This window comes from Ruegeria sp. I3, assembly GCF_056532525.1.
Map to the genome: position 1 here is coordinate 765,259 of NZ_JBQFNI010000003.1, position 20,651 is coordinate 785,909.

Annotated in this window: 18 protein-coding genes; 6 read left to right on the plus strand and 12 right to left on the minus strand. The window is 58.2% G+C overall.

Annotated features, from left to right (window positions below; translation table 11 throughout):
* Nucleotides 1-4: 4 nt before the first annotated feature.
* The 5 genes from ACR0L9_RS12040 to ACR0L9_RS12060 all read right to left on the minus strand — a co-directional run bounded on the left by ACR0L9_RS12040 (nucleotide 5) and on the right by ACR0L9_RS12060 (nucleotide 8,963).
* A complete protein-coding gene (locus tag ACR0L9_RS12040; protein WP_480895742.1) occupies nucleotides 5-2,218 on the minus strand; it encodes a response regulator in 2,214 nt (737 codons plus the stop codon).
* Nucleotides 2,219-2,285: 67 nt separating this feature from the next.
* On the minus strand, nucleotides 2,286-4,328 hold the full coding sequence (locus ACR0L9_RS12045; RefSeq protein WP_480895743.1) for a hypothetical protein: 2,043 nt from the start codon (nucleotides 4,326-4,328) through the stop codon (nucleotides 2,286-2,288).
* A complete protein-coding gene (locus tag ACR0L9_RS12050; protein WP_480895744.1) occupies nucleotides 4,325-7,087 on the minus strand; it encodes a DUF4159 domain-containing protein in 2,763 nt (920 codons plus the stop codon). The genes ACR0L9_RS12045 and ACR0L9_RS12050 overlap by 4 nt, the downstream gene beginning before the upstream one ends.
* Nucleotides 7,084-7,959, minus strand: coding sequence for a DUF58 domain-containing protein (locus ACR0L9_RS12055; RefSeq protein WP_170408573.1), 876 nt, complete (start codon nucleotides 7,957-7,959; stop codon nucleotides 7,084-7,086). The genes ACR0L9_RS12050 and ACR0L9_RS12055 overlap by 4 nt, the downstream gene beginning before the upstream one ends.
* Nucleotides 7,956-8,963, minus strand: coding sequence for an AAA family ATPase (locus tag ACR0L9_RS12060; RefSeq protein ID WP_480895745.1), 1,008 nt, complete (start codon nucleotides 8,961-8,963; stop codon nucleotides 7,956-7,958). The genes ACR0L9_RS12055 and ACR0L9_RS12060 overlap by 4 nt, the downstream gene beginning before the upstream one ends.
* Nucleotides 8,964-9,027: 64 nt before the next feature.
* Here ACR0L9_RS12060 and ACR0L9_RS12065 point away from each other — a divergent pair, with 64 nt between their 5' ends.
* Nucleotides 9,028-9,606 (plus strand): DUF1285 domain-containing protein, encoded by a 579-nt coding sequence (locus tag ACR0L9_RS12065; RefSeq protein WP_480439072.1) that lies wholly within the window; start codon nucleotides 9,028-9,030, stop codon nucleotides 9,604-9,606.
* Here the strand turns inward: ACR0L9_RS12065 and ACR0L9_RS12070 are convergent.
* Entirely contained in the window at nucleotides 9,531-10,538 is a 1,008-nt protein-coding gene (locus ACR0L9_RS12070) for a DMT family transporter (protein ID WP_480439074.1), read from the minus strand. The two genes, ACR0L9_RS12065 and ACR0L9_RS12070, sit on opposite strands and share 76 nt — an antisense overlap.
* 179 nt (nucleotides 10,539-10,717) lie before the next feature.
* Between ACR0L9_RS12070 and ACR0L9_RS12075 the strand changes: the two genes are divergently transcribed.
* Complete coding sequence (locus tag ACR0L9_RS12075; RefSeq protein ID WP_480895746.1) at nucleotides 10,718-11,473, plus strand: hydroxypyruvate isomerase family protein; 756 nt, start codon at nucleotides 10,718-10,720, stop codon at nucleotides 11,471-11,473.
* Nucleotides 11,474-11,546: 73 nt separating this feature from the next.
* Entirely contained in the window at nucleotides 11,547-11,777 is a 231-nt protein-coding gene (locus ACR0L9_RS12080) for a DUF2798 domain-containing protein (RefSeq protein ID WP_170408576.1), read from the plus strand.
* A 45-nt stretch (nucleotides 11,778-11,822) separates the two neighbouring features.
* On the opposite strand, the gene polA is transcribed toward ACR0L9_RS12080, so the two are convergent.
* The 3 genes from polA to ACR0L9_RS12095 all read right to left on the minus strand — a co-directional run bounded on the left by polA (nucleotide 11,823) and on the right by ACR0L9_RS12095 (nucleotide 15,621).
* The gene (gene polA, locus ACR0L9_RS12085) at nucleotides 11,823-14,624 is read right to left on the minus strand and encodes a DNA polymerase I (RefSeq protein ID WP_480895747.1); all 2,802 of its coding nucleotides are present in this window, start codon (nucleotides 14,622-14,624) and stop codon (nucleotides 11,823-11,825) included.
* Between the two features lie 104 nt (nucleotides 14,625-14,728).
* The gene (locus ACR0L9_RS12090; protein ID WP_170394971.1) at nucleotides 14,729-15,391 is read right to left on the minus strand and encodes a YrbL family protein; all 663 of its coding nucleotides are present in this window, start codon (nucleotides 15,389-15,391) and stop codon (nucleotides 14,729-14,731) included.
* Nucleotides 15,392-15,435: 44 nt separating this feature from the next.
* Nucleotides 15,436-15,621 carry a zinc-finger domain-containing protein gene (locus ACR0L9_RS12095; protein ID WP_480761017.1) on the minus strand — a complete coding sequence of 62 codons (186 nt, stop codon included), beginning with the start codon at nucleotides 15,619-15,621 and terminating at the stop codon, nucleotides 15,436-15,438.
* Nucleotides 15,622-15,708: 87 nt separating this feature from the next.
* Here ACR0L9_RS12095 and ACR0L9_RS12100 point away from each other — a divergent pair, with 87 nt between their 5' ends.
* Complete coding sequence (locus ACR0L9_RS12100; protein WP_170395098.1) at nucleotides 15,709-16,701, plus strand: ABC transporter ATP-binding protein; 993 nt, start codon at nucleotides 15,709-15,711, stop codon at nucleotides 16,699-16,701.
* On the opposite strand, the gene ACR0L9_RS12105 is transcribed toward ACR0L9_RS12100, so the two are convergent.
* Nucleotides 16,698-17,165, minus strand: a complete 468-nt coding sequence (locus ACR0L9_RS12105) for a DUF1203 domain-containing protein (protein WP_170394977.1) — start codon at nucleotides 17,163-17,165, stop codon at nucleotides 16,698-16,700. The two genes, ACR0L9_RS12100 and ACR0L9_RS12105, sit on opposite strands and share 4 nt — an antisense overlap.
* 196 nt (nucleotides 17,166-17,361) lie before the next feature.
* Between ACR0L9_RS12105 and ACR0L9_RS12110 the strand changes: the two genes are divergently transcribed.
* Nucleotides 17,362-18,300 (plus strand): DMT family transporter, encoded by a 939-nt coding sequence (locus tag ACR0L9_RS12110; protein ID WP_170408579.1) that lies wholly within the window; start codon nucleotides 17,362-17,364, stop codon nucleotides 18,298-18,300.
* 54 nt (nucleotides 18,301-18,354) lie between these two features.
* Here the strand turns inward: ACR0L9_RS12110 and ACR0L9_RS12115 are convergent, their stop codons facing one another.
* Nucleotides 18,355-19,467, minus strand: coding sequence for an S-(hydroxymethyl)glutathione dehydrogenase/class III alcohol dehydrogenase (locus tag ACR0L9_RS12115; RefSeq protein ID WP_170394983.1), 1,113 nt, complete (start codon nucleotides 19,465-19,467; stop codon nucleotides 18,355-18,357).
* Nucleotides 19,468-19,596: 129 nt separating this feature from the next.
* Here ACR0L9_RS12115 and ACR0L9_RS12120 point away from each other — a divergent pair, with 129 nt between their 5' ends.
* Nucleotides 19,597-19,884, plus strand: a complete 288-nt coding sequence (locus ACR0L9_RS12120) for an I78 family peptidase inhibitor (protein WP_170394986.1) — start codon at nucleotides 19,597-19,599, stop codon at nucleotides 19,882-19,884.
* 2 nt (nucleotides 19,885-19,886) lie between these two features.
* Here the strand turns inward: ACR0L9_RS12120 and ACR0L9_RS12125 are convergent, their stop codons facing one another.
* A complete protein-coding gene (locus ACR0L9_RS12125; RefSeq protein ID WP_480706580.1) occupies nucleotides 19,887-20,612 on the minus strand; it encodes an SDR family NAD(P)-dependent oxidoreductase in 726 nt (241 codons plus the stop codon).
* Nucleotides 20,613-20,651 lie beyond the last annotated feature (39 nt).

A 20,651-nucleotide genomic window follows, 5' to 3' on the forward strand; every position in this document is an offset into this window, starting at 1 on the left:
GATCCTATTCCGTACTTTCACCTTCTGCACCGACCAATTGGGCATCGGCTGGACGATGTTCCAGTATCATCTTGTGGATCAGCTTCTTGTGCAACGGTTTGGTCAGATAATGATCAAGCCCGGCTGCCAGTATGCCCTGATCATCCCCTGTCATGGCATGGGCCGTCAGGGCCACTATGGGAACATGTCGATCCGTTCCGATCTCGCGCCGCCGGATTTCACCCGTCGCCTCTTTCCCATCCATCTTTGGCATCGAGATATCCATGAAAATCAGGTCCGGGTCGAAACTGGCGAAGGTTTCGATCGCCTCCAACCCATTGGAGACGAATTTCAAATCGATATTCAGATCTTTGGTCATCTTTTGAAGGATCAGTTGATTGGTTCGATTGTCCTCGGCTGCCAGAACCCGCATCAGCCTCTGATTCTGCGGAACTTGCGCATGAGTCTCGGGATCAGCGACGCAGTCGTCACTGCGATCCGACTTGAATACAGGAGCACCCAGCGCCATCAGCCGTGAATACAGCTCGGCGCGAGGAATGGGCTTTTGCAACACGCCGTCAATCAGGCGATGGGCCGGGTCGGCATGAATCACACCCGGATTGGCCGACATCACCACAATTGGCAGATCACCCCATCCTTTGTCGCGCAGTGTTGTGGCGAGTTCCAGACCGTCCATGTCCGGCAGATCGTGATCGCACAGCACCAGATCAATAGTTTTGTCCATTGCAGAAAGCGCTTCAGCCCCTGTTGAACACGTGAGCGCCTGAGACCCAAGGCGGCTCAGTTGTTTGGTCAGAATGGCGCGGTTGACGGCCATATCCTCGACCACCAGAACCTGGCCCAACTGCCCCGCCAGATCGGGCGGAACGGGCTGCGGACCTTCGGCCGTGGGCAGTGTGATACGGAAACCAAAGCAAGATCCTTTGCCCGCGTCGCTTTCGACCCAGACGGCACCCCCCATCATCGAGATCAGCCGCTTGGTGATTGCCAGCCCCAAACCCGTGCCTTCGAATTGGCGGTTCTGGGCATCCTCGACCTGATTGAATTCACCAAAGATGTGCGGGACCTTGTCGGCTTTGATTCCGATACCCGTATCCTCGATGGCCACGTGGATGTCGCAGGTTTCAGTTGTCGCGTCAGGAACACCGGTCACCCGGATAAGGACATGGCCTTGCGCGGTAAACTTCACTGCATTGCCGACAAGGTTGGTCAGAATCTGCCGAATCCGCCCCGGATCACCCACAAAAAGCGTCGGCAGGAACAGGTCATAGTCCACCAGCAAGGTCAGGCCCTTGTCGCGTACGCTGGGTTGCAACAGCATCGCGACCTCAAGGATACAGCGCTCCAAATCGAACTGTTCGGGGTGCAGCGTCAACTTGTCGGCCTCGATCTTGGAATAGTCGAGAACATCGTTGATGATGACCAACAAAGCCTCGCCCGAATTGCGAATTGTACTTACATAGAGCCTTTGTTCTTCGTTCATCGGGGTTTCGGTCAGCAGTTCGGTCATGCCGACGATCCCGTTCATCGGCGTGCGAATCTCATGACTCATATTGGCCAGAAAGGCGGATTTGGCGCGGTTTGCGGCCTCGGCCCGTTCACGCGCGGCGTTCAGCTCGGCCTCATGCCGGACCGAGGCTGTGATGTTCAACGCAAGGCTCAGCACGTCACCGCCGTGGCCCCGCTGATCAATCAGCCGGATATACTGGCCGTTCCACAACTGGATCACCTCGGGTTCGGGGTGCGGTTGCACCCAGCGTGCAAGCATGCGCGCCTGCCAGTCCGCGATATTTTCCGCGCCGATGTCCACGATCCCTTCATGGGTCAGAATTTCGAGAATACGCGTGTAGCTGATCCCCGGCGCGACCTCTTCCAGCCCATCGAAAACGCTTAGGTAAGCGGCGTTGGCACCGATCAGTGTGTTGTTGCCGTCGAAAAAAGCAAACCCGTCAGGGATGGTCTGGATCGAATGCCACAGGCGGCGTTCAGCCACTTCGATCTTGGCATTGGCAACGGTCAGATCGGATTTGACCTTTTCGTTTTCATCGCGAACCGTCGCAACCTCGGCCTGAGTCTCATCGATCTGACGTGTCAATGCGATAGCATGGCGTCCCAATTTGCGGTTGGCAGCAGACAACTCGGCCTGTTTCAGATGCAACAACCGCTCGGCCGCCAGTCGTGCGCGCCGTTCCTGCGCCAGTTTCTCAGCAAGACTCATGTAAAGTTTTCCCGCGATAATCTGCTCAGAGCATCGCGGTAGAGCATGAAAAAGTGCTTAAGCAGCGTTAGCGACGTCCCTCACGCAACCAACCGGCCAAGAGGAACCCACCGGCAAGCAACAGCACCAGCCAGGGTGGAAGCAACCCGGCCTGTGTAACATCGCGGGTTTCATAGGCGTCGCGCGGGGTCAGACCGATCCAGCCCCGACCTGCTGCCGGACGGCCCGCACGGACATTCCGGATTGAGGGCAGACCCTCTTCCAACCGGATCGTTCCCCCGCGCAGGCTGGCCAGAACGGGGCTTAGAATCTCATCGGTCGCGATCGTGCGCTCGAATTCCTTTGGTGCAGCAGGACCAAGACCGATCACGGCAGAATGCGCACCCTCTTCCAGACGGTACAGGCCAATTTCAGGGCCGAAGTACTGCGCCTCGAACCGACCGGGCGAGACTTCGTTTAGCGTAATCTCCAAGGTGTCGCCATTGGGGGGGGTGACGGTGACTGGGCCAACCTCATCCTCCAGCGTTTGACGGATAATGCGCATGGACTGGCCGTTCGCTTCGGCCCACAGCGCCTCTTCCTCAAGCTCGGGTTCTTTCATCATCCAATGCGCCAGCCTGCGGAGTAGTTCCAGCTGCGGGCCACCACCCTCAAAGCCGCGGCTCCATAGCCAGGCGTGGTCTGATGCCATCAGCGCCACACGGCCTTCACCCACGCGATCCAACAGCAGCAACGGACGATCATCCACGCCGGTCATGAGCATATTGCCGGACAGCTGGCTGACATCGATCTGGCGCAGCCAAGCGCCCCAAGTCTCAGCATCGCCCAGATCAGCGGTAACCGGATGACGCTGGCCCAGATCGGTGACCATGGGCACGTACCGTTCCTCGTAAACCCGCGCACTGGGTTTTGCGGGCAGGACCGGCCCAAGAGGGGATCGGTACAGGCTGTCAGCCGTGGCAAAATCAGGGCCAGCAGCGACCAGCACCGCGCCACCATTGACGATATAGTCGCCAACATTATCCAGATAGATCGCAGGCAGGATGCCGCGCCGTTTGTAGCGGTCAAAGATGATCAGGTCGAAATCATTGATCTTCTCCAGAAACAACTCTCGCGTTGGGAAGGCAATCAGTGAGAGCTCATCCACCGGTACGCCATCCTGTTTTTCCGGCGGCCGGAGGATGGTAAAATGGACCAAATCAACCGAGCTGTCAGATTTCAGCAGGTTGCGCCAAGTACGCCCGCCCGGATGCGGCTCGCCCGATACCAGCAGAACACGCAGGCGATCCCGCACACCGTTCATCTGGATCAGAGCCGTGTTGTTGCGGTCGGTCAGTTCGCCCTCGGCCTGCGGGACCGTGAACTGGATGACGTTCCGACCACCATGCGGCAGCGTGATCGGGAGCTCGACGTCCAGACCGATTGGAATGGTGAACTGCTCGGGTTCACCTCCATCGACGGAAATCTCAAGCGGAGCGTTAGTAACTCCAGCAGGCGCAGCGCCAGTATCTTCGACGCGCAGGGTCAGGGTCACGGGTTCACCGATAATGGCGAAGGCTGGGGCGTTACGCACGATCAGGCGCCGATCCCAATCGCCTTCCCGCCCGGTCTGCAACAGATGCATTGGAGCAGGCAGGTCGGGTGCCAGGTCTGCATCATGAACGATGCCGTCTGACACCACGACAATGCCCGCAATCCGCGCACGGGGTTCTTCGGCCAGCGCCGCGTTCAGCGCAGCCATGACCAGCGTGCCCTCGTCACCATCGCCGTCACCAACCTGTATGCGGCGCAGCTCGGTATTGTCTCGGGCTTCGATCTCGGTCGCGAGGTCGTTGGCAGCCTGAGCAGTCTGTTCGGCACGATCCGATAGGGTTTGACTGGCGCTTTCATCTTCGATCATCAACACGATGTCGGTAAGCGGCGCGCGATCTTCGACCTGATAAACAGGACCGCAAAGCGCCCCGAGGATGACCAAGGCCGCCAAGCCGCGCAGGGCCCAGCCCGACAGACCGCGCCAAAGCGCCAGAACCACACCTGACATGGCAATCAATGCCACGGCTGCCAGAAACGGCCACGGGATTAGCGGGTCAAAGATGACGGTTCCGGTCATTGTCCCAACCTGTCCAAAAGCGCGGGCACGTGAACCTGATCGGATTTGTAATTCCCGGTCAGCACATGCATTACCAGATTAACCCCAAACCGATTGGCCAACTCGCGCTGTCGTTCTCCGGCATAACCGCGACCCACGGGCAACAGGGACTGACCGTTGCGATCCACCGCCCAGGCCCCGGCCCAGTCATTACCGCCGATCACCACCGGGGTCACGTTATCGTTGAGGTTTCGGAAGGGCATTCCTTCGATCTGCTCGGCATCGGGTGGCGCGGCTTCGACCCAGACCTCGGTGCCAGAATATCGTCCGGGAAAATCCTGCAGCAGGTAGAAGGCGCGAGTCAGCACGTGGTCACGCGGAACAGGCTCTAACGAGGGGATATTCAGCGGTGCCGCCAGCTGTTGTAGCTTGCGCCCATTGGGGCTGGAGGCCCCGAAACCGGCGATATCGGCATCGCGCGTGTCAAACAGGATCATCCCACCCGACCGCAGATAGGCGTTGAGCTTTGCATAAGCTTCAACCGAGGGCTGCGGCTGGTCCGGAGTAACAGGCCAATAGAGCAGCGGAAAGAATGCAAGCTCATCACGTTCAAGGTCGATGCCAATCGGGTCGGCGGGTTCGACCGAAGTGCGAAAATGCAGCGTCTGCACCAACCCCCGCAGCCCGGCCAGCGCGATATCGTCGACCTGAGCATTCCCGGTAAGTACATGGGCCAGCACAAGCTCATGCGTCGCGTTCAATGCAAAATCGGTGTCTTCGGGGGTCTGTGCCCGCACCTCGGGGGCAAGGAACAGGGCAGCAAGCGCAAATGCAACAGGGGTTGCCTTGGCCAAGCGCCCCGACAACGCCAAAGACGCAATCACATCGATTGTCAGCAACAACAATGCAAGGCCAAGCAACAGCCCTTCCAACGGAGTCTCATTGCTGATCTCCTGACCCCGGATTGGGACGTCAGACGGCCAGATCACCGGGGATAGTACAGCATCCTCGGCAAGAACATTCCGCGCCAGTTTCTGCTTGCCGTTTTCATAAAGCCCCGGGCGCAGGTCCGGCCCGATTTGCCCAGAAACCAGTTCGACTCCATCGACACCGGGCAGCGTTCCTGCGTCAGTCAAAACACCGAAGCCATCCATTATTTGAATCGGCTCCCATACGGTGCCCTGCATCTGAGCCTCTTGGCGCGATTTGGCAGCAGAGGCAACGGCAAGCCGGTCGAGCATTTCGACAAACAGCCCGGACAGCGGCAGGCTGGACCATTCCGCATCAGCCGTGACATGGAACAGAACCACCTGCCCCAGCCCCAGCGGTTTTCGGGTCACCAATGGTGTGCCATCCGACAGTGACGCAATGACCCGATCCGCCAAATTAGGGTCTGGTTGTGCCATGACCTGAGTGGTCACAGAGACGTCCGCAGGAATCTCCAACCCATAGAACGGCGAGTTTTCAGTGAACGGAGCAAGCCCCTTCGCTTCACCCCAACTCATGGCGCCGCCGACCGAGCGGCCACCGCTACGAAGTCGAACCGGCAACAGTGCATCCTCAGTATCGCGCCCCAGATCGCTGGCGGCCATGCGTGGGCCGGCAAAGCGCAGCAGCAGGCCGCCCTGTTCAACCCATTCGACGACTTCAGCCTGTTCCGACTCGGACAGCTTGGCCACATCCGCCAATACGATCACATCCGGGTTCGCGGGGAGAACCTCGGCCAGGCCGCCTTCGACAAAATCAGCGGTCGGAATCAGTACCTGTGTCAGGTAGTGAAGCGGCGACAGTAACTCTAACCCTTCGCGGTTCAGGGTACCTGCGATCAATGCCACTTCGCGCCGACGCAGGCTGTCATCTGTCAGTGTAATGGCACCGGCAGAGCGCTGGCCTTGAATCTCGAACCGTGTAATGCGTGCGCGCAGTTCCGATGGAAGCGCAAGATCAATTTCCACCTGCGTAGAGCCGTTTTCGAACTCAAGATTGGTCGATTGCAGCACCCGCATTGCTCCTGCCGGGTCGCGCCCTTGCGCCAGAACGGTGACTCTTTCCTCTGGTCCTGGATTAGCGCGCTGTACGCTGAGTCGGATTGCGCCGTCCTGATAGGTGGCGGGCAAGATCGCGGTGACAGGTGCAGAGGATTGGTAGACAATCACGTCCCCACGCGCCTGCAGGGCAGAAGTCAAACGATCATGGCCGACATAGGACAGACGGTCGCTGAACCAATGGGTGTCGAAGCCACCTTCGACCTGTCCCAACGCGATCAGAGTTTGGTCAATCTGCGCTTCGGTTGGCTGCCACGGCATCGGTGTAAGGCCCGGCAGACGACCACGCCACGCCTCGGCGGCCTGAAACACAGGTGCCTCAGGCTCAGTCAGACGCAAGATCGACACAGGACGACCCGCCCGCCCGGCTTCCGTCAATTGCGCATCAATCTGATCAAGTGTCGAGGACCAACGTGTCGCGCCCCCCCAGCTTGCATCCAGCACCAGCAGAAGCGGCCCGGATCCGGTCTCATCGCGTGAGGGGTTCAGCACCGGCCCTGCCAGCCCGATGATGATCGCTGCGGCTGCCAGCATCCGCAGTAGCAGCAACCACCATGGTGTACGGTCCGAAACACTTTCATCATCCTTCAATCCCAGCAGCAAGGTGACCGCCGGGAAAAGACGTCGGATCGGTGCAGGTGGGACGGCACGCAGGATCAACCACAAAATCGGAAGGGTCAGAAGACCCAGCAGCACCCAAGGCGCGGTAAATCCGATTCCGGCAAGAACCGTCATTGCGCACCCCCATCCAAGGCGCGATAAAGCCACAACAGAGCCGATTGAGCGCTGTCATCGGTGTGATGGAGCCCCATCTGCCAGCCAGTCGCGCGGCACAGGTGGGTCAGCGCGTCCTTGCGCGCCGCTAAGCGATCCAGATAACGATCGCGCAAATCAGCGGCCTTCAAGGTTTCATGTCGAGCGGTGCCACCAACACTTTCAAAAATGGTACGTCCCGAATAGGGAAAGGACTCCTCGCTGGGGTCCAGAACCTGCAGCAACACGCCGCGCACGCCCCGGTCAGCGGCTTTGGTAAGGGCCAGCTCGACCTCGTCCAGCGGCCCAAGAAAATCCGAGATAAACACCGCACGCGCATGCGGGATCATGGCGCGGTGTTCGGGTGGCGCGTAATCGGTTTGCGCATCTTCAGACCAGGCTTGGGCCAGCCGAATGATCTGAGCATTCCCCCTGCGCGGGGGCAGCGTCGTGCCAGTCAGACCAACGCGCTCGCCACCACGCACAAGCAGGATAGCGGTCGACAGCCCCAGCAGGCGCGCACGATCGGCCTTGGTCGGCAAGTTCTTGTCCGAAGCAAACCGCATCGACGCGCCCTGATCGACCCAAAGCATGATCGACTGTGCAATCTGCCATTCGCGCTCACGTACAAACTGCTGATCACCACGGGCCGAACGGCGATGGTCGATCAACCGGCGACTGTCGCCAATCTGCGCAGGGCGGTACTGCCAGAAATCATCCCCCAGACCCGAGCGTCTCCGCCCGTGATCGCCCAATAAAACGGTTCCGGCCAGATGCTCGGCCCGCGCCAATAACGGCGGCAACCGGGACGCTTCGGCCTCGGAGCGTTCGCGTAGGGTCTGGGCGGCGCTCACGCCGCGGCCTCATTTCGGACCAGCCCAGTAGCGGTGGACTCAATCAGGTCAGAGAGGCTGTCACCACGTGCCCGCGCCGCGAAGTTCAACGCCATACGGTGGCTGAGAACCGGACGCGCCATGGTCAGAACATCCTCGGCATTGGGGGCCAAACGGCCTTCCAGCATCGCATTTGCGCGCACGGTCATCATCAGAGCCTGCGCAGCGCGCGGTCCGGGACCCCAGGCAACAGTTTCCTTCACCCGCTCTGACACACCTGCCTCATCCGGGCGGAAGGCGCGGACCAGATCGAGGATCAGTTCGACAACCGACTCTCCTACAGGCATCCGGCGCAACAGAACCTGTGCGGCCAGCAATGCTTCTTTGGTGAAAATCTGATGCGCCTCGGCTTCCTCAACACCCGTGGTAGCCAGCAGAATATCACGCTCGGTCTGGCGATCCGGATATTCCACGTCGACCTGCACTAGAAACCGGTCCAGTTGAGCTTCGGGCAATGGATAGGTCCCTTCCTGCTCAATCGGGTTCTGCGTTGCCAGCACATGGAACGGTACGCCCAATTCGCGGTCTTCGCCCGCGACTGTCACCGTACGCTCTTGCATCGCCTGCAACAGCGCCGATTGGGTCCGGGGACTGGCACGGTTGATCTCGTCCGCCATCAGCAACTCACAGAAAATCGGGCCGGAGATGAACCGGAAATGGCGGCTGCCATCTTCGGCAGTATCCAGCACTTCCGAGCCCAGAATATCAGCAGGCATCAGGTCCGGCGTGAACTGGATGCGGTTGCCATGCAGGCCCATCACGGTCGAAAGCGTCTCGACCAACCGCGTCTTGCCCAGCCCCGGCAGACCGATCAGCAGCGCGTGACCGCCGCACAAAAGCGCGGTCAGGGTCAGGTCCACGACCTTCTCCTGCCCGATAAAGCGGCGGGTGATCGAGGATTTGGCCTCTTGCAGCTTGTTTTCCAGCGCTTCGATCTCGGACACGAGGTCGGCAGGTTCGGACATGAGGTTCCCTTCCGTGGACTGTTATGATTGAAGTGTATCGCGCTGAGAGGAAATGGCAAAAGCAATGAGCGGACAAAAACCCGTGACCCCTTCACCAGACGGTCTGGCGGCTTCGGTCAAAGCGGCCAAAACGCGGGGTTTGCCGCCCGTTCACCTATGGAATCCTCCGTTTTGTGGCGATCTGGACATTCGGATCGCCAAAGATGGCACTTGGAGTTATCTAGGGTCACCGATCAACAGGGTCGAGCTTGTTAAGCTATTTTCCTCAATTCTTAAGAAAGAAGAGGGTGGGTACTTTCTCGTCACTCCCGCTGAAAAGGTGGGAATCACCGTCGAGGATGCGCCGTTTGTTGCCGTTGATTTTGAGCATGAGGGACAAGGCGAAGCCCAACGTCTGACTTTTACGACGCAAGTGGGCGATACAGCCATCGCCGGGCCCGATCACCCGATCCGCATTGTCCTAAATACGGAAACTGATGAGCCCTCACCCTACATATTGATGCGCGCGAATCTTGAGGCGCGCATTGATCGCAAGAGCTTTTACCGGTTGGTCGAGATCGCCAGACATCACGACGGTTGGTTTGGTGTCTGGTCGGACGGCCAGTTTTTCCCACTGATCGCATCTGATGTGCTAGAGGATTGAACCGGTCGCGGCTTGCGGTCCTGCGCCAGCACGACTGCAAGCGCCACCAGCGACGCGCCCAGCGCGCGGGTCCAGTTCCAGTCCTCGCCCAGCGCCATCATGATCACCATCACATAAAATGGCGCGATATTGATGTGGAATGACGCCAGGGCGACCCCTAATTTTCCTACTGATGCTATGAAGAAAAACTGGCTCAGGCCCAGTGAGAACAGTGCGTAGAACACCAACATACCCATCTGCGCCACATCAACGGGGCGTGTAGGCAAGACCTCTAGCCCCAGCAATCCGGCTAACGGTACTAGAATGGCTGCGGTCGACAATCCTCCGACCAAGGTAATGGTGCTACGGCCCAACTGGCTAAGCTCGGGGAAGTCGCGCGCAGTGGCCATGCTGGCCCAACAGAACAGCGCGGTAGACACCACTGCGCACATCGCACCCAGTCCTAATTGTGCCGGTGCCACCGCGCTGGTGGCAATCAGGCCGCCAATGATTGAAATCACCAATCCCAGCGCAAAGCTCCAGCGCAATCGCCGCGTTCCCGCCACAAGCTCCATGATCGTAGCGATCAAAGGCGCACACGAGGCGATAATGGCAACGGTAACTGGGTCGGTCAGCTTCTGCGCTACAAGGATCAGGAACATCCCCGACCCTAGCCCCAAACCGCCGACCAGGAGGGCATGGCCCCATCGGGCGCGCAATACCTGAGCCGGTCCGTCCAGAATCAGCCAGATTGGTACCATGACCAACACCGCAAGAGACATCCGTGCCGCGAACAGTGCGATAGGTGGCCAGCTTTGCAATAGGATCTCAGCCGCCGGGAACCCCGCCGCCCACGTCAGCATCGAAGCCACCGCCAGCGTATTTCCGGTGAACGCGGTCTGTCGACCGTCAGATACAGCTATAGCGGTCCCGCGCGCGGGTTCAGGGCTCATGGCCATCGTGATCAGACCTTATTGTTGGCGCGGCCCTCGCAACGGGATACCGCTTGAGCCTGATGGTCCCTGATTCGAAAGCCTTTATCTGGCCGATTTTCGACAATCTGTCGTTTTCAGTCTCTTTCACGTGGCCGTCGTGATCGTTAGGCTCTGCAAAGTTCGACACCGGATGCCCGATGCCCAGATTTGCCGCCAATCTTTCACTGCTGTTTGCAGAACTGCCCTATCTCGACCGGTTTCAAGCCGCCGCGCAGGCCGGGTTTACGGCTGTTGAAATTCTCTTCCCCTACGGCCTCGCGGCCAAAGAGACCCGCCGCGCGCTGCTGTCCAGCGGGCTTGATCTGGTGCTGATCAACGCCCCGCCCCCGAATTATACCGGCGGTGAACCGGGTTACGCCGCCATGCCCGGCAGCTCTGACAGGTTTAAGTCCGATATCCGGCGCGTTCTGCGCTACGCGGATTTGCTGCGGCCAGAGATGATTCACGTTATGGCCGGATACGCTTCCGGCCCCGAGGCCCTGCGTTGTTTTGTCGAGAACCTGCAATGGGCGGCAGATCTTGCGCCGGAACAGCGGTTTACAATCGAACCGCTCAACCCCGTATCGCAACCCGGTTACTTCCTGAACAATTATGATCTGGCCGCCGAAGTGCTGGACCGCGTCGACCGCGCAAATGTCGGCCTACAATATGACAGTTTTCATGCGCAGATGATCCACGGCGACGCGCTGGCGATTTGGCACCGTTTTCAGCCCCATATTGTCCATGCACAGATCGGGGCTGCGCCGGATCGCTCGGAACCCGGACTGGGTACAATGGACTTTGCCGCGTTGTTTGCTGCGATGGACCAGTCGGATTACAGCGGCTGGGTCAGCGCCGAATACAACCCCTCAACCCGGCGGACTGAGGACTCACTGGCTTGGATACAGTATTAAACCCTGCATGAACGCTGGATTTTCAGACTGAAATGGCGCAATTGAGGGCATCGACACGCCAAGGATGCCCCGCATGATATCTGCCCGCTATGCCAATGCCCTGTTCGCCTTGATCATGTCCGGCCTGATGTCCTGCGTCGTCACCGGCATAGCCACGCTCAAAGCTATCGGCTTCAGCCCTTCAACACTGGGAGACTGGATGGCCTCTTGGGCCTTTTGCTGGCCTATCGCCTTTACCGTCATCCTGACGCTGGGCCCTTTCGTAAAACGCCTGATCGCCCGCCTGGTCAGGCCAGAAGCCTGACCCGCTGCAAAGAGGGCCCGCAGGGCTTGATAAGCTGCGCCGCCCCTAATGGGCCTCGGCCCAGTTCGCGCCTTGTCCGGCATCCGCGACCAGCTTGATATCCAGCTTCACTGCCGGATCAGCCGCCCCTTCCATCACCGCGCGCGCGACCGAGATGGTCTGATCCACGGCCTCTTCGGCCACTTCGAACAGCAATTCGTCATGCACCTGCAACAGCATCTTAGCGGGCAAGCCGTTGATCGCATCCGGCATCCTCACCATCGCGCGCCGGATCACATCTGCTGCCGTCCCTTGGATCGGAGCATTGATCGCAGCACGACGCGAGAACCCCGCATGCGGCCCCTTGGCATTGATCTCAGGTGTATGGATTTTCCGGCCGAACAGGGTCTGGACATAGCCATTCTCTTTGGCAAACGCGATCGTGTCGTCCATATAGCGCCGGATGCCCGGGAAACGTTCGAAATAGCGATCGATGAAACCCTGCGCATCCGCCCGGGGAATGCGCAGATTGCGCGCCAGCCCAAAGCCCGAGATGCCGTAGATCACACCAAAGTTGATCGCCTTGGCCTGACGACGGATATCCGGCGTCATCTCGTCCAACGGAACATCAAACATCTCGGACGCCGTCATTGCGTGAATGTCCAATCCATCCGCAAACGCCTGTTTCAGGGTCGGAATATCGGCGATATGGGCCAGAATCCGAAGCTCAATCTGGCTGTAATCAAGGCTGACCAGCACATTGCCCGGCTCGGCAATGAACGCCTCACGTATGCGCCGACCTTCCTCAGTCCGCACCGGAATGTTTTGCAGGTTCGGATCGGTCGAGGCCAAACGGCCCGTATTCGCCCCCGTAATCGAATATGACGTATGCACCCGGCCCGTATCAGGATTGATATGGGTCTGCAGCGCGTCCGTATAGGTCGATTTCAGCTTGGAGAGTTGCCGCCAGTCCAGCACCCGGCGCGGCAGTTCATGTTCCGTTGCAAGGTCCTCAAGAATGTCCGCCCCGGTCGAGTACTTACCGGTCTTGCCCTTCTTGCCGCCCTCAAGCCCCATTTTGTCGAACAGGATTTCACCCAGTTGCGCTGGCGAACCGACGTTAAAGTTCTCACCCGCCAATTCGTGGATTTCAGCCTCTAATCCGGCCATCTTCTGCGCAAATGCATTTGACATTCGGCTGAGAACATCGCGATCGACCTTGATGCCATGCATCTCCATTTCTTTGAGAACCGGCACCAATGGACGTTCAAGTGTTTCATACACCGTCGTCACCTGCACCTGATGCAACTGCGGCTTGAACAATTTCCACAGGCGAAGGGTGATGTCCGCATCCTCGGCAGCGTAGGCCGTGGCCTCGTCAATCGGCACCTTGTCGAAAGTGATTGCAGACTTGCCCGAGCCAAGCAGAGGTTTGATGGGAATCGGCGTATGGCTCAGATAGCGTTCAGATAGCGTATCCATGCCATGCCCATGCTCACCGCCATGCATGGCGTAGGACATCAGCATCGTGTCGTCGATGGGGGCGACGTCGACGCCATATCGCTTAAAGATTTTGGCATCGTATTTCATGTTCTGTCCGATCTTCAGGATCGACGGATCCTCAAACATCGGTTTCAGCAAGTTTAGAGCCGTATCCAGCGGCATCTGTCCATCGGCCAGCGCATCCGATCCGAACAAATCATCGGTCGCGCTTTCACGGTGAGTCAACGGGATGTAACAAGCCTCACCCGCCTCGACACATAGCGAAATCCCGACCAAATCGGCGATCATCTCATTCAGGCCAGTGGTTTCGGTATCCACCGCAACCCAGCCGCGCTCGTATGCCTGATCGATCCATTTCTGCAAAGCCGCAGCATCGCGCACGCATTCGTATTTCGTTGCATCAAATGGGACGTCTTCGGCCTGTGACTCCGCCTCGGGCGTGGATATATCGGGGATGACGGGGGACTCAACGCCCAGCTTGTCAGCAATGCGTTTGGTGAGCGTCCGAAATTCCATCTCTGCCAGAAACTTCATCAAAGTCTCAGCATCGGGATCCTTCACCTCAAGGTCATCCAGAGTGAAATCCAACGGTGTGTTTTCATCCAATTGCACAAGTTTCTTCGAAAGCTCGATCTGGTCGCGCTTTTCGATCAGAGTCTGGCGGCGCTTGGGCTGTTTGATCTCTTCAGCGCGATCCAGCAGGGTTTCCAGATCGCCATATTCATTGATCAACAGCGCTGCCGTCTTCACACCAATGCCCGGAGCGCCCGGTACGTTATCCACCGAATCCCCGGCCAAAGCCTGCACATCGACCACACGCTCGGGCCCGACGCCGAACTTCTCAACCACCCCGTCGCGATCGATGCGCTTGTTCTTCATCGCATCCAGCATCTCGACACCGCCACCCACAAGCTGCATCAGGTCTTTGTCAGAACTGACGATGGTCACCCGCCCACCGGCCTCACGCGCCTGAACGGCGAGGGTCGCGATGATGTCGTCGGCTTCATAGCCTTCAAGTTCTTTGCAGGCGATGTTGAACGCCTTGGTGGCTTCGCGCGTCAGCGGCATTTGCGGGCGCAAATCCTCGGGCATCGCTTCACGGTTGGCCTTGTAGAGATCATACAGATCATTTCGGAACGTATGCGAGCCCTTGTCGAAGATCACCGCGACATGGGTCGGCGCATCCGGCCCGGCGTTTCCTTCGACATATTTCTGCAGCATGTTGCAAAAGCCCGACACGGCCCCAATCGGTAGCCCATCTGATTTCCGCGTCAACGGCGGCAAAGCGTGATAGGCGCGGAAGATAAAGGCTGATCCATCAATCAGATGCAGATGGCAGCCTTTTCCGAATTGGGTGGTGGTCATATGAGGCTCCTGCGCTGGTTTGCGCCAAGTTGTACAGAAGGGCTGCACGAAAGACGAGGCCACCTGGCCAATTCGTTGCGACCTAATTTGCCCGTGGTCTGGCCTTAGCTATTCGAAAAAGTGCGCTTATCCGCATTCCAAGCCAAGCCTGCTTTTTGCGCGATCAACGAGAACTGTTTGTTCAGCGAGCGATCATTCAGACGTTGGGACAGGCTGCGCAGTGGGATGAGGTTCCGCTCACCATATCCATCGATCAGGAAACAGGCTGGGCCCGCCCCCCGCGTTCCATAGACGATGTTCGAGCTTTTGACGTCGCGCGCGACGATGTGAAGGTCAAACATCTGCGCAACGAATGCATTCAACGCTTCCAAAACCGGGGCGTCCAATCCACTGCGGCAGACTTCATAAAGCTTGGGTGCAAGCCCGCCATCAAGGCCAGAAATGCGCTCAACCACAACCCCCGCCCCATGCGTCGTCTGAACCACGCCCAACATCCTGGACAGGGGTGAACGCTCAATTTCCGTCCCGAGTTTCAGCGATACCCGCAGCTCGCATTCCAGCTCTTTTAGCGTGCTGCGATACTGCGCCTCGGGGAACAGTTTCCATGCCAGTCGCTTGCCAAGCCTGTGCGAGACACGATCTTGGGACCGGGTAAAAACTTTGATCAGAAGGTCAGGATGACCGGGAAAGTCATAGACACTGCGCACAGTCCCGTTCGCGATTGGCTGGCTGTCGGAAAGGTCAATCGTTTTGGCTGTGAACAGCATTATCCATCCTCGCCAGTTACGACCGCCTGCCGTCCTGATCGCCCTTACGCGTCCTGACCAGAGTCCTCACCACGCAGCACGTATTTGCAATCGCAATAGGGGCACTCGACCCAACCAGTGTCTTCGGGAATCTGCAGCCAGACGCGCGGATGACCCAGCGCACCCTCGCCACCATCGCAGGCGACACGGGTATTATCGACAATCTTGGTTTCCGGCGCTTCGATGGTCACGGCTGGCGATCCTTCTTTGGTTGTCGGCCTCGTGGGCATGTATTAGGTGCGTTTATGGGCGATGAGCAAACCGGGGGCAAGGGCCACATGTCCGATGCGGCAATCACAATCAGATCACTGCGCAAGACCTATCGCGGCGGCAAGGGCCAGCCCGAGAAACAGGCTTTGAAAGGGATCGACCTGACGGTACCGCAGGGGTCCGTTTTCGGTCTGCTTGGCCCGAATGGAGCCGGCAAATCGACCCTGATCAACATTCTGGCGGGGCTGGTGGTCAAAACGTCTGGCAGCGTCTCGATCTGGGGCTTCGACCAGGATCAAAACCCGCGCCAATCCCGCGCCGCCATCGGCGTGATGCCTCAGGAATTGAACCTTGATCCGTTCTTTACACCTCGAGGCGCATTAGAAGTTCAGGCCGGGCTGTACGGTGTTCCCAAGTCTGATCGGCGAAGCGATGAGATCCTCGACCTCGTTGGCCTTGCCGACAAGGCCGAGGCCTATGCGCGCACGCTTTCGGGCGGAATGCGGCGGCGTCTGCTGCTGGCCAAAGCGCTGGTGCACCATCCCAAGATTCTGGTGCTCGACGAACCCACGGCGGGTGTGGATATTGAACTGCGACAGATGCTTTGGGCCAATGTGCGCAAGCTGAACGAACAGGGCATGACCATCATCCTGACCACGCACTATCTGGAAGAAGCGCAAGAGATGTGTGACGAGATCGCCATTATCAATCACGGCGAAAAGATCGCACAAGACAGCACGGCCAATCTGCTAGGCCGCATGGACAGCCGAACCATGGTGATCGTGCCGGATAGCCCCATTCAGACTCTGCCTGTAGCGGATAACGTGATTGCAGCGCAACGTGAGAACGGCGACCTTGTGCTGCAATACCACAGCAACCTAACTACAGCCGAGCAGGTGCTGGAATCTGTACGTCAGGCCGATATTCGCATCCAGGACGTCCGCACTGAAGAAGCTGATCTTGAGGATGTGTTCCTTGCGTTGACCTCCAGTCGGGTCGACGACGCAACTGTCAACGACCCGAACCAACCACATCGGGGGATGCACCGCGTCAAGCTTTAGACACGATCGATCCGTGCGTGATAACAGTTGTTCAGAGCAGATCGGATGTGGATGTAAGCGACTTCAGCGCGGGAGAAGATTTTTTCAGCCGCCTCATGCAACTGCGCCTGTGGGGTGATGATCCCGGTTCCATAGACAATTCGGTCGTCCGGACCATACCCTTTGATCAGGTAGTTGGGCGAGTCGGTCAACGCCTCGGGCAGCACATCCTCACTTTCATAGCGTGCGCAGGGGTCGGCACAAAGGAAGATCGGTCCAGTCTCTGCATAAGGCTGCGTTTCCGGGAAGGGTCGGTGCGCCAACACCAGCATCTCTTTGCCTTCCGGTATGTATTTCAAACAATGACGGCATGGGTTGCCCGCCCCATTGGAAATCGCACGCTCTGGTGGGTTTCCATATCCATCCGGCGCACCGGCGCGATATGCCTGAACCTGCTGTGTTGGTAGGGCTGAAATTCCGTGCATGATGTTTCTCCTTGATTTGAGATGATCATGGCAATCGCTTGTTTTGGACTCGACCCGTTTCCTGCGTATTGCAAAATCTGCAACCCTGCCTGCAAAAGAATGTTAGCGATAAAATAAGGGCTACCCGTCAGACCAATTTGGGTCTAAGCAAACATCAAACACCCCAAACGATCCATCTATGATTGAGGCTTTTGTCATGAGCGCTCAGAACTCCACCCTTCGTGGGCTTGCCTTTGCGTTCTTAGGCTTTGCCGTCTTCGCGACGCATGACGTGCTGATCAAGGTGCTGGGTGGCACCTATTCGGTTTTGCAGATCATCTTCTTTGCGACGCTGTTTTCCTTTGTCCCTATGGCAGTAACAATTCTGGCCGATCGGACCACTGGGAATTTCCTGCCGCGGCATCCGTGGTTGGTGCTGTTGCGATCAGCGACGATGATCATGGCCATGTCTTGTGCCTTCTACGCTTTTTCGGTGCTGCCGCTGGCCGAAGTCTATTCCCTGCTATTTTCCTTCCCGCTGATCGTAACTGTTCTGTCGATTCCGATTCTGGGTGAGGTGGTCCGAGCCCAAAGGTGGGCGGCCGTGGGCGTCGGCCTGATCGGCGTCCTGATCGTCCTGCGCCCTGGCGCAACCGAAATCACCCTGGGCCATTTAGCGGCTCTGGCAGCAGCCTTCTGCAGCGCATTTGCTTCGGTTCTTGTCCGCAAAATCGGGAATGAAGAACGCTCTGCCGTCCTGATCCTTTATCCTATGCTGCTGGCCATCGCCGTCATGAGCGTCGCCCAACCGGCAGTCTATCAACCACCATCATTGCTGCATCTGGCGATGATGGCGTTTGTCGGGGTGTTCTCGGTAATCGCACAGCACCTGATCATCCTTGCTTATCGCGCCGCCCCCGCCGGCGTCATTGCGCCCAGTCAATACAGCCAGATCATCTGGGCCACGATCTTCGGCGTGATTTTCTTTGGCGAGCACCCGGATATCTGGGTCGCCGTTGGCGCAAGTATCATCATCGCATCAGGTGTTTTCGTGGTTTGGCGAGAGAGCCGATCAAACACTACCTCTGCTAATACGCCTGTGCTGCGCGTCAGGTCGCCGCGGTCAGATACTGGAGCGACGAGGCCCGGAGAATAAGAAACGGCGCGCATTGCAGCGCGCCGTGCAATCCATTTCAGCCCTTATAGAGCCTTAGTAGACGACCACTGATCGGATACTCTCGCCCTTATGCATCAGGTCGAAACCGTGGTTGATGTCATCCAGGCCCATGGTGTGGGTAATCATGGGGTCGATCTCGATCTTCCCGTCCATGTACCAATCCACGATTTTCGGGACGTCGGTGCGTCCACGCGCTCCGCCAAACGCGGTGCCACGCCATGAGCGGCCTGTTACCAGTTGGAACGGTCGGGTCGAGATTTCGGCACCCGCAGGAGCCACACCGATGATGATCGATTCACCCCAGCCCTTGTGAGCCGATTCCAGCGCTGCGCGCATTACGCCGACATTGCCTGTGGCGTCAAAGGTATAATCCGCGCCGCCCTTGGTCAGGTTGACCAGATACGGCACCAGATCACCTTCGACCTCAGAGGGGTTCACGAAATCGGTCATGCCGAACTTGGTCGCCATTTCCACCTTGGCTGGATTCAAATCAACGCCCACGATCTGATCCGCGCCAGCCAGACGCAGGCCCTGAATCACGTTCAGGCCGATACCGCCCAAGCCGAACACGATGGCACGGCTGCCAATTTCTACCTTGGCAGTGTTGATCACCGCGCCAATTCCGGTGGTCACGCCGCAGCCGATATAGCAGATCTTGTCAAAGGGCGCGTCCTCACGCACTTTGGCGAGCGCGATTTCAGGCAGAACCGTATGGTTCGAGAAGGTCGAGCAGCCCATGTAGTGCAGGATCGGATCGCCATCCAACGTAGAAAAACGCGAGGTGCCATCCGGCATGAGGCCCTGGCCTTGGGTTTCGCGAATTGCCTGGCACAGGTTGGTCTTGGGATGCAGGCAGTATTCGCACTCACGGCACTCGGGCGTATAAAGCGGGATGACGTGATCGCCGGGTTTCAGGCTGGTTACACCCGGGCCGACCTCAAGCACGACACCTGCGCCTTCATGGCCCAGAATGGCGGGAAACAAGCCTTCAGGGTCGGCGCCCGACAGTGTGAATTCATCGGTATGGCAAATGCCTGTCGCCTTGATCTCGACCAGAACCTCGCCCGCTTTGGGGCCTTCAAGGTTTACGTCCATCACTTCCAAAGGTTTGCCTGCCTGAACGGCGACGGCAGCACGGGTACGCATGGTGCTTGTCTCCCTGTCTGTTTTGCCCGACCCTGCGTCAAATACAGGGTTTTTTCAACTGCGCTTTCATGACAGGTTGGCTAAATCTTTGATATTTCAGAAACGACATCACCAGAAAGCCCTGCGCCAATGTACCGTTTATTTCCGATCCTAATTCTTCTGACCGCATGTTCTGAGACCTCTGCACCGCAGGACGCGGCGCTTGAACTAGAGGAGGCACCGGTTGATCTTGCATTTTGTAAGGGAGAACCGTTTGCGAACACCATTGGTGAGCCGGTTTCAACCATACAAGCCCAACTGCCTGAACGGTCGCGCGTTCTGGGCCCGGATGATATTGCCACGCAGGATTATCGCATCGACCGGCTGAACGTTTATGTGAACGGCGCAGGCACAATTCAGAGGCTTACTTGCGGATAGGGTCACTTTCCCCGGTACACCAGAATATCGGGCAAATAATCGATCAAGCGCACAACCCATGAGAACGGTATCGGGAAATCGGTTCGAAACCGGCGACGGGACATGGCGCGCAATACGCGATCGGCCGCATCTTCGGGTGTCATCAGCATCGGCATTTTGAAACTGTTCTTGTCGGTCAGACGGGTCTTGATGAACCCCGGATTGACAATGCGCACCGTCACGCCTGACCCTGCCAGATCGTGCCGCATGGTCTCGGCCAGCGAGATCAGCGCAGCCTTGCTGGCCCCGTACGAGATCGCATTGGGAAGCCCATGATACCCGGCAAGCGACCCGATCAGCGTGATATCACCACTGCCTGAGCCCACAAATCCTGGGACGGTTTCACCCAACACCCGAAGCGCACCGGAATAGTTCACATCACTGATCGCCAAAGCGGCATCGGTGTCCCAATCTGACGTACTGATCGGCTCATAGGCGCCTGCGTTGTAGACAAGCGCGTCAATTGAGCCAGCCTCCACCACAGCGCGGCGCACAGTGTCGAGATCAGTCACATCCATCGGTACAGCACGTGCATTAGGCAAGGTGCCACAGATTTCATCCAATCGCTCGGCATTGCGAGCAGAAAGGATCAGATGCGCGCCTTCGCGGCTCAGCTTTTCGGCCAAGCAACGGCCCAGCCCTTCGCTGGCGCCAATGATCCAATAGGTTTTTCCGTCAAAACTGCTCATGCGTAAGTCTTTTTTCGTACTAGTAGGTCGAATACGTTC

Bases quoted from the DNA above. Each gene is read 5' to 3' on its own strand.
- ACR0L9_RS12125 (WP_480706580.1), bottom strand. From the start codon at position 20,612: ATGAGCAGTTTTGACGGAAAAACCTATTGGATCATTGGCGCCAGCGAA.
- ACR0L9_RS12070 (WP_480439074.1), bottom strand. From the start codon at position 10,538: ATGAGCCCTGAACCCGCGCGCGGGACCGCTATAGCTGTATCTGACGGT.
- ACR0L9_RS12105 (WP_170394977.1), bottom strand. From the start codon at position 17,165: ATGCACGGAATTTCAGCCCTACCAACACAGCAGGTTCAGGCATATCGC.
- ACR0L9_RS12110 (WP_170408579.1), top strand. From the start codon at position 17,362: ATGAGCGCTCAGAACTCCACCCTTCGTGGGCTTGCCTTTGCGTTCTTA.
- ACR0L9_RS12075 (WP_480895746.1), top strand. From the start codon at position 10,718: ATGCCCAGATTTGCCGCCAATCTTTCACTGCTGTTTGCAGAACTGCCC.
- ACR0L9_RS12060 (WP_480895745.1), bottom strand. From the start codon at position 8,963: ATGTCCGAACCTGCCGACCTCGTGTCCGAGATCGAAGCGCTGGAAAAC.
- polA (WP_480895747.1), bottom strand. From the start codon at position 14,624: ATGACCACCACCCAATTCGGAAAAGGCTGCCATCTGCATCTGATTGAT.
- ACR0L9_RS12040 (WP_480895742.1), bottom strand. From the start codon at position 2,218: ATGAGTCTTGCTGAGAAACTGGCGCAGGAACGGCGCGCACGACTGGCG.
- ACR0L9_RS12090 (WP_170394971.1), bottom strand. From the start codon at position 15,391: ATGCTGTTCACAGCCAAAACGATTGACCTTTCCGACAGCCAGCCAATC.
- ACR0L9_RS12115 (WP_170394983.1), bottom strand. From the start codon at position 19,467: ATGCGTACCCGTGCTGCCGTCGCCGTTCAGGCAGGCAAACCTTTGGAA.
- ACR0L9_RS12100 (WP_170395098.1), top strand. From the start codon at position 15,709: ATGTCCGATGCGGCAATCACAATCAGATCACTGCGCAAGACCTATCGC.
- ACR0L9_RS12050 (WP_480895744.1), bottom strand. From the start codon at position 7,087: ATGACGGTTCTTGCCGGAATCGGATTTACCGCGCCTTGGGTGCTGCTG.
- ACR0L9_RS12065 (WP_480439072.1), top strand. From the start codon at position 9,028: ATGAGCGGACAAAAACCCGTGACCCCTTCACCAGACGGTCTGGCGGCT.
- ACR0L9_RS12080 (WP_170408576.1), top strand. From the start codon at position 11,547: ATGATATCTGCCCGCTATGCCAATGCCCTGTTCGCCTTGATCATGTCC.
- ACR0L9_RS12045 (WP_480895743.1), bottom strand. From the start codon at position 4,328: ATGACCGGAACCGTCATCTTTGACCCGCTAATCCCGTGGCCGTTTCTG.
- ACR0L9_RS12120 (WP_170394986.1), top strand. From the start codon at position 19,597: ATGTACCGTTTATTTCCGATCCTAATTCTTCTGACCGCATGTTCTGAG.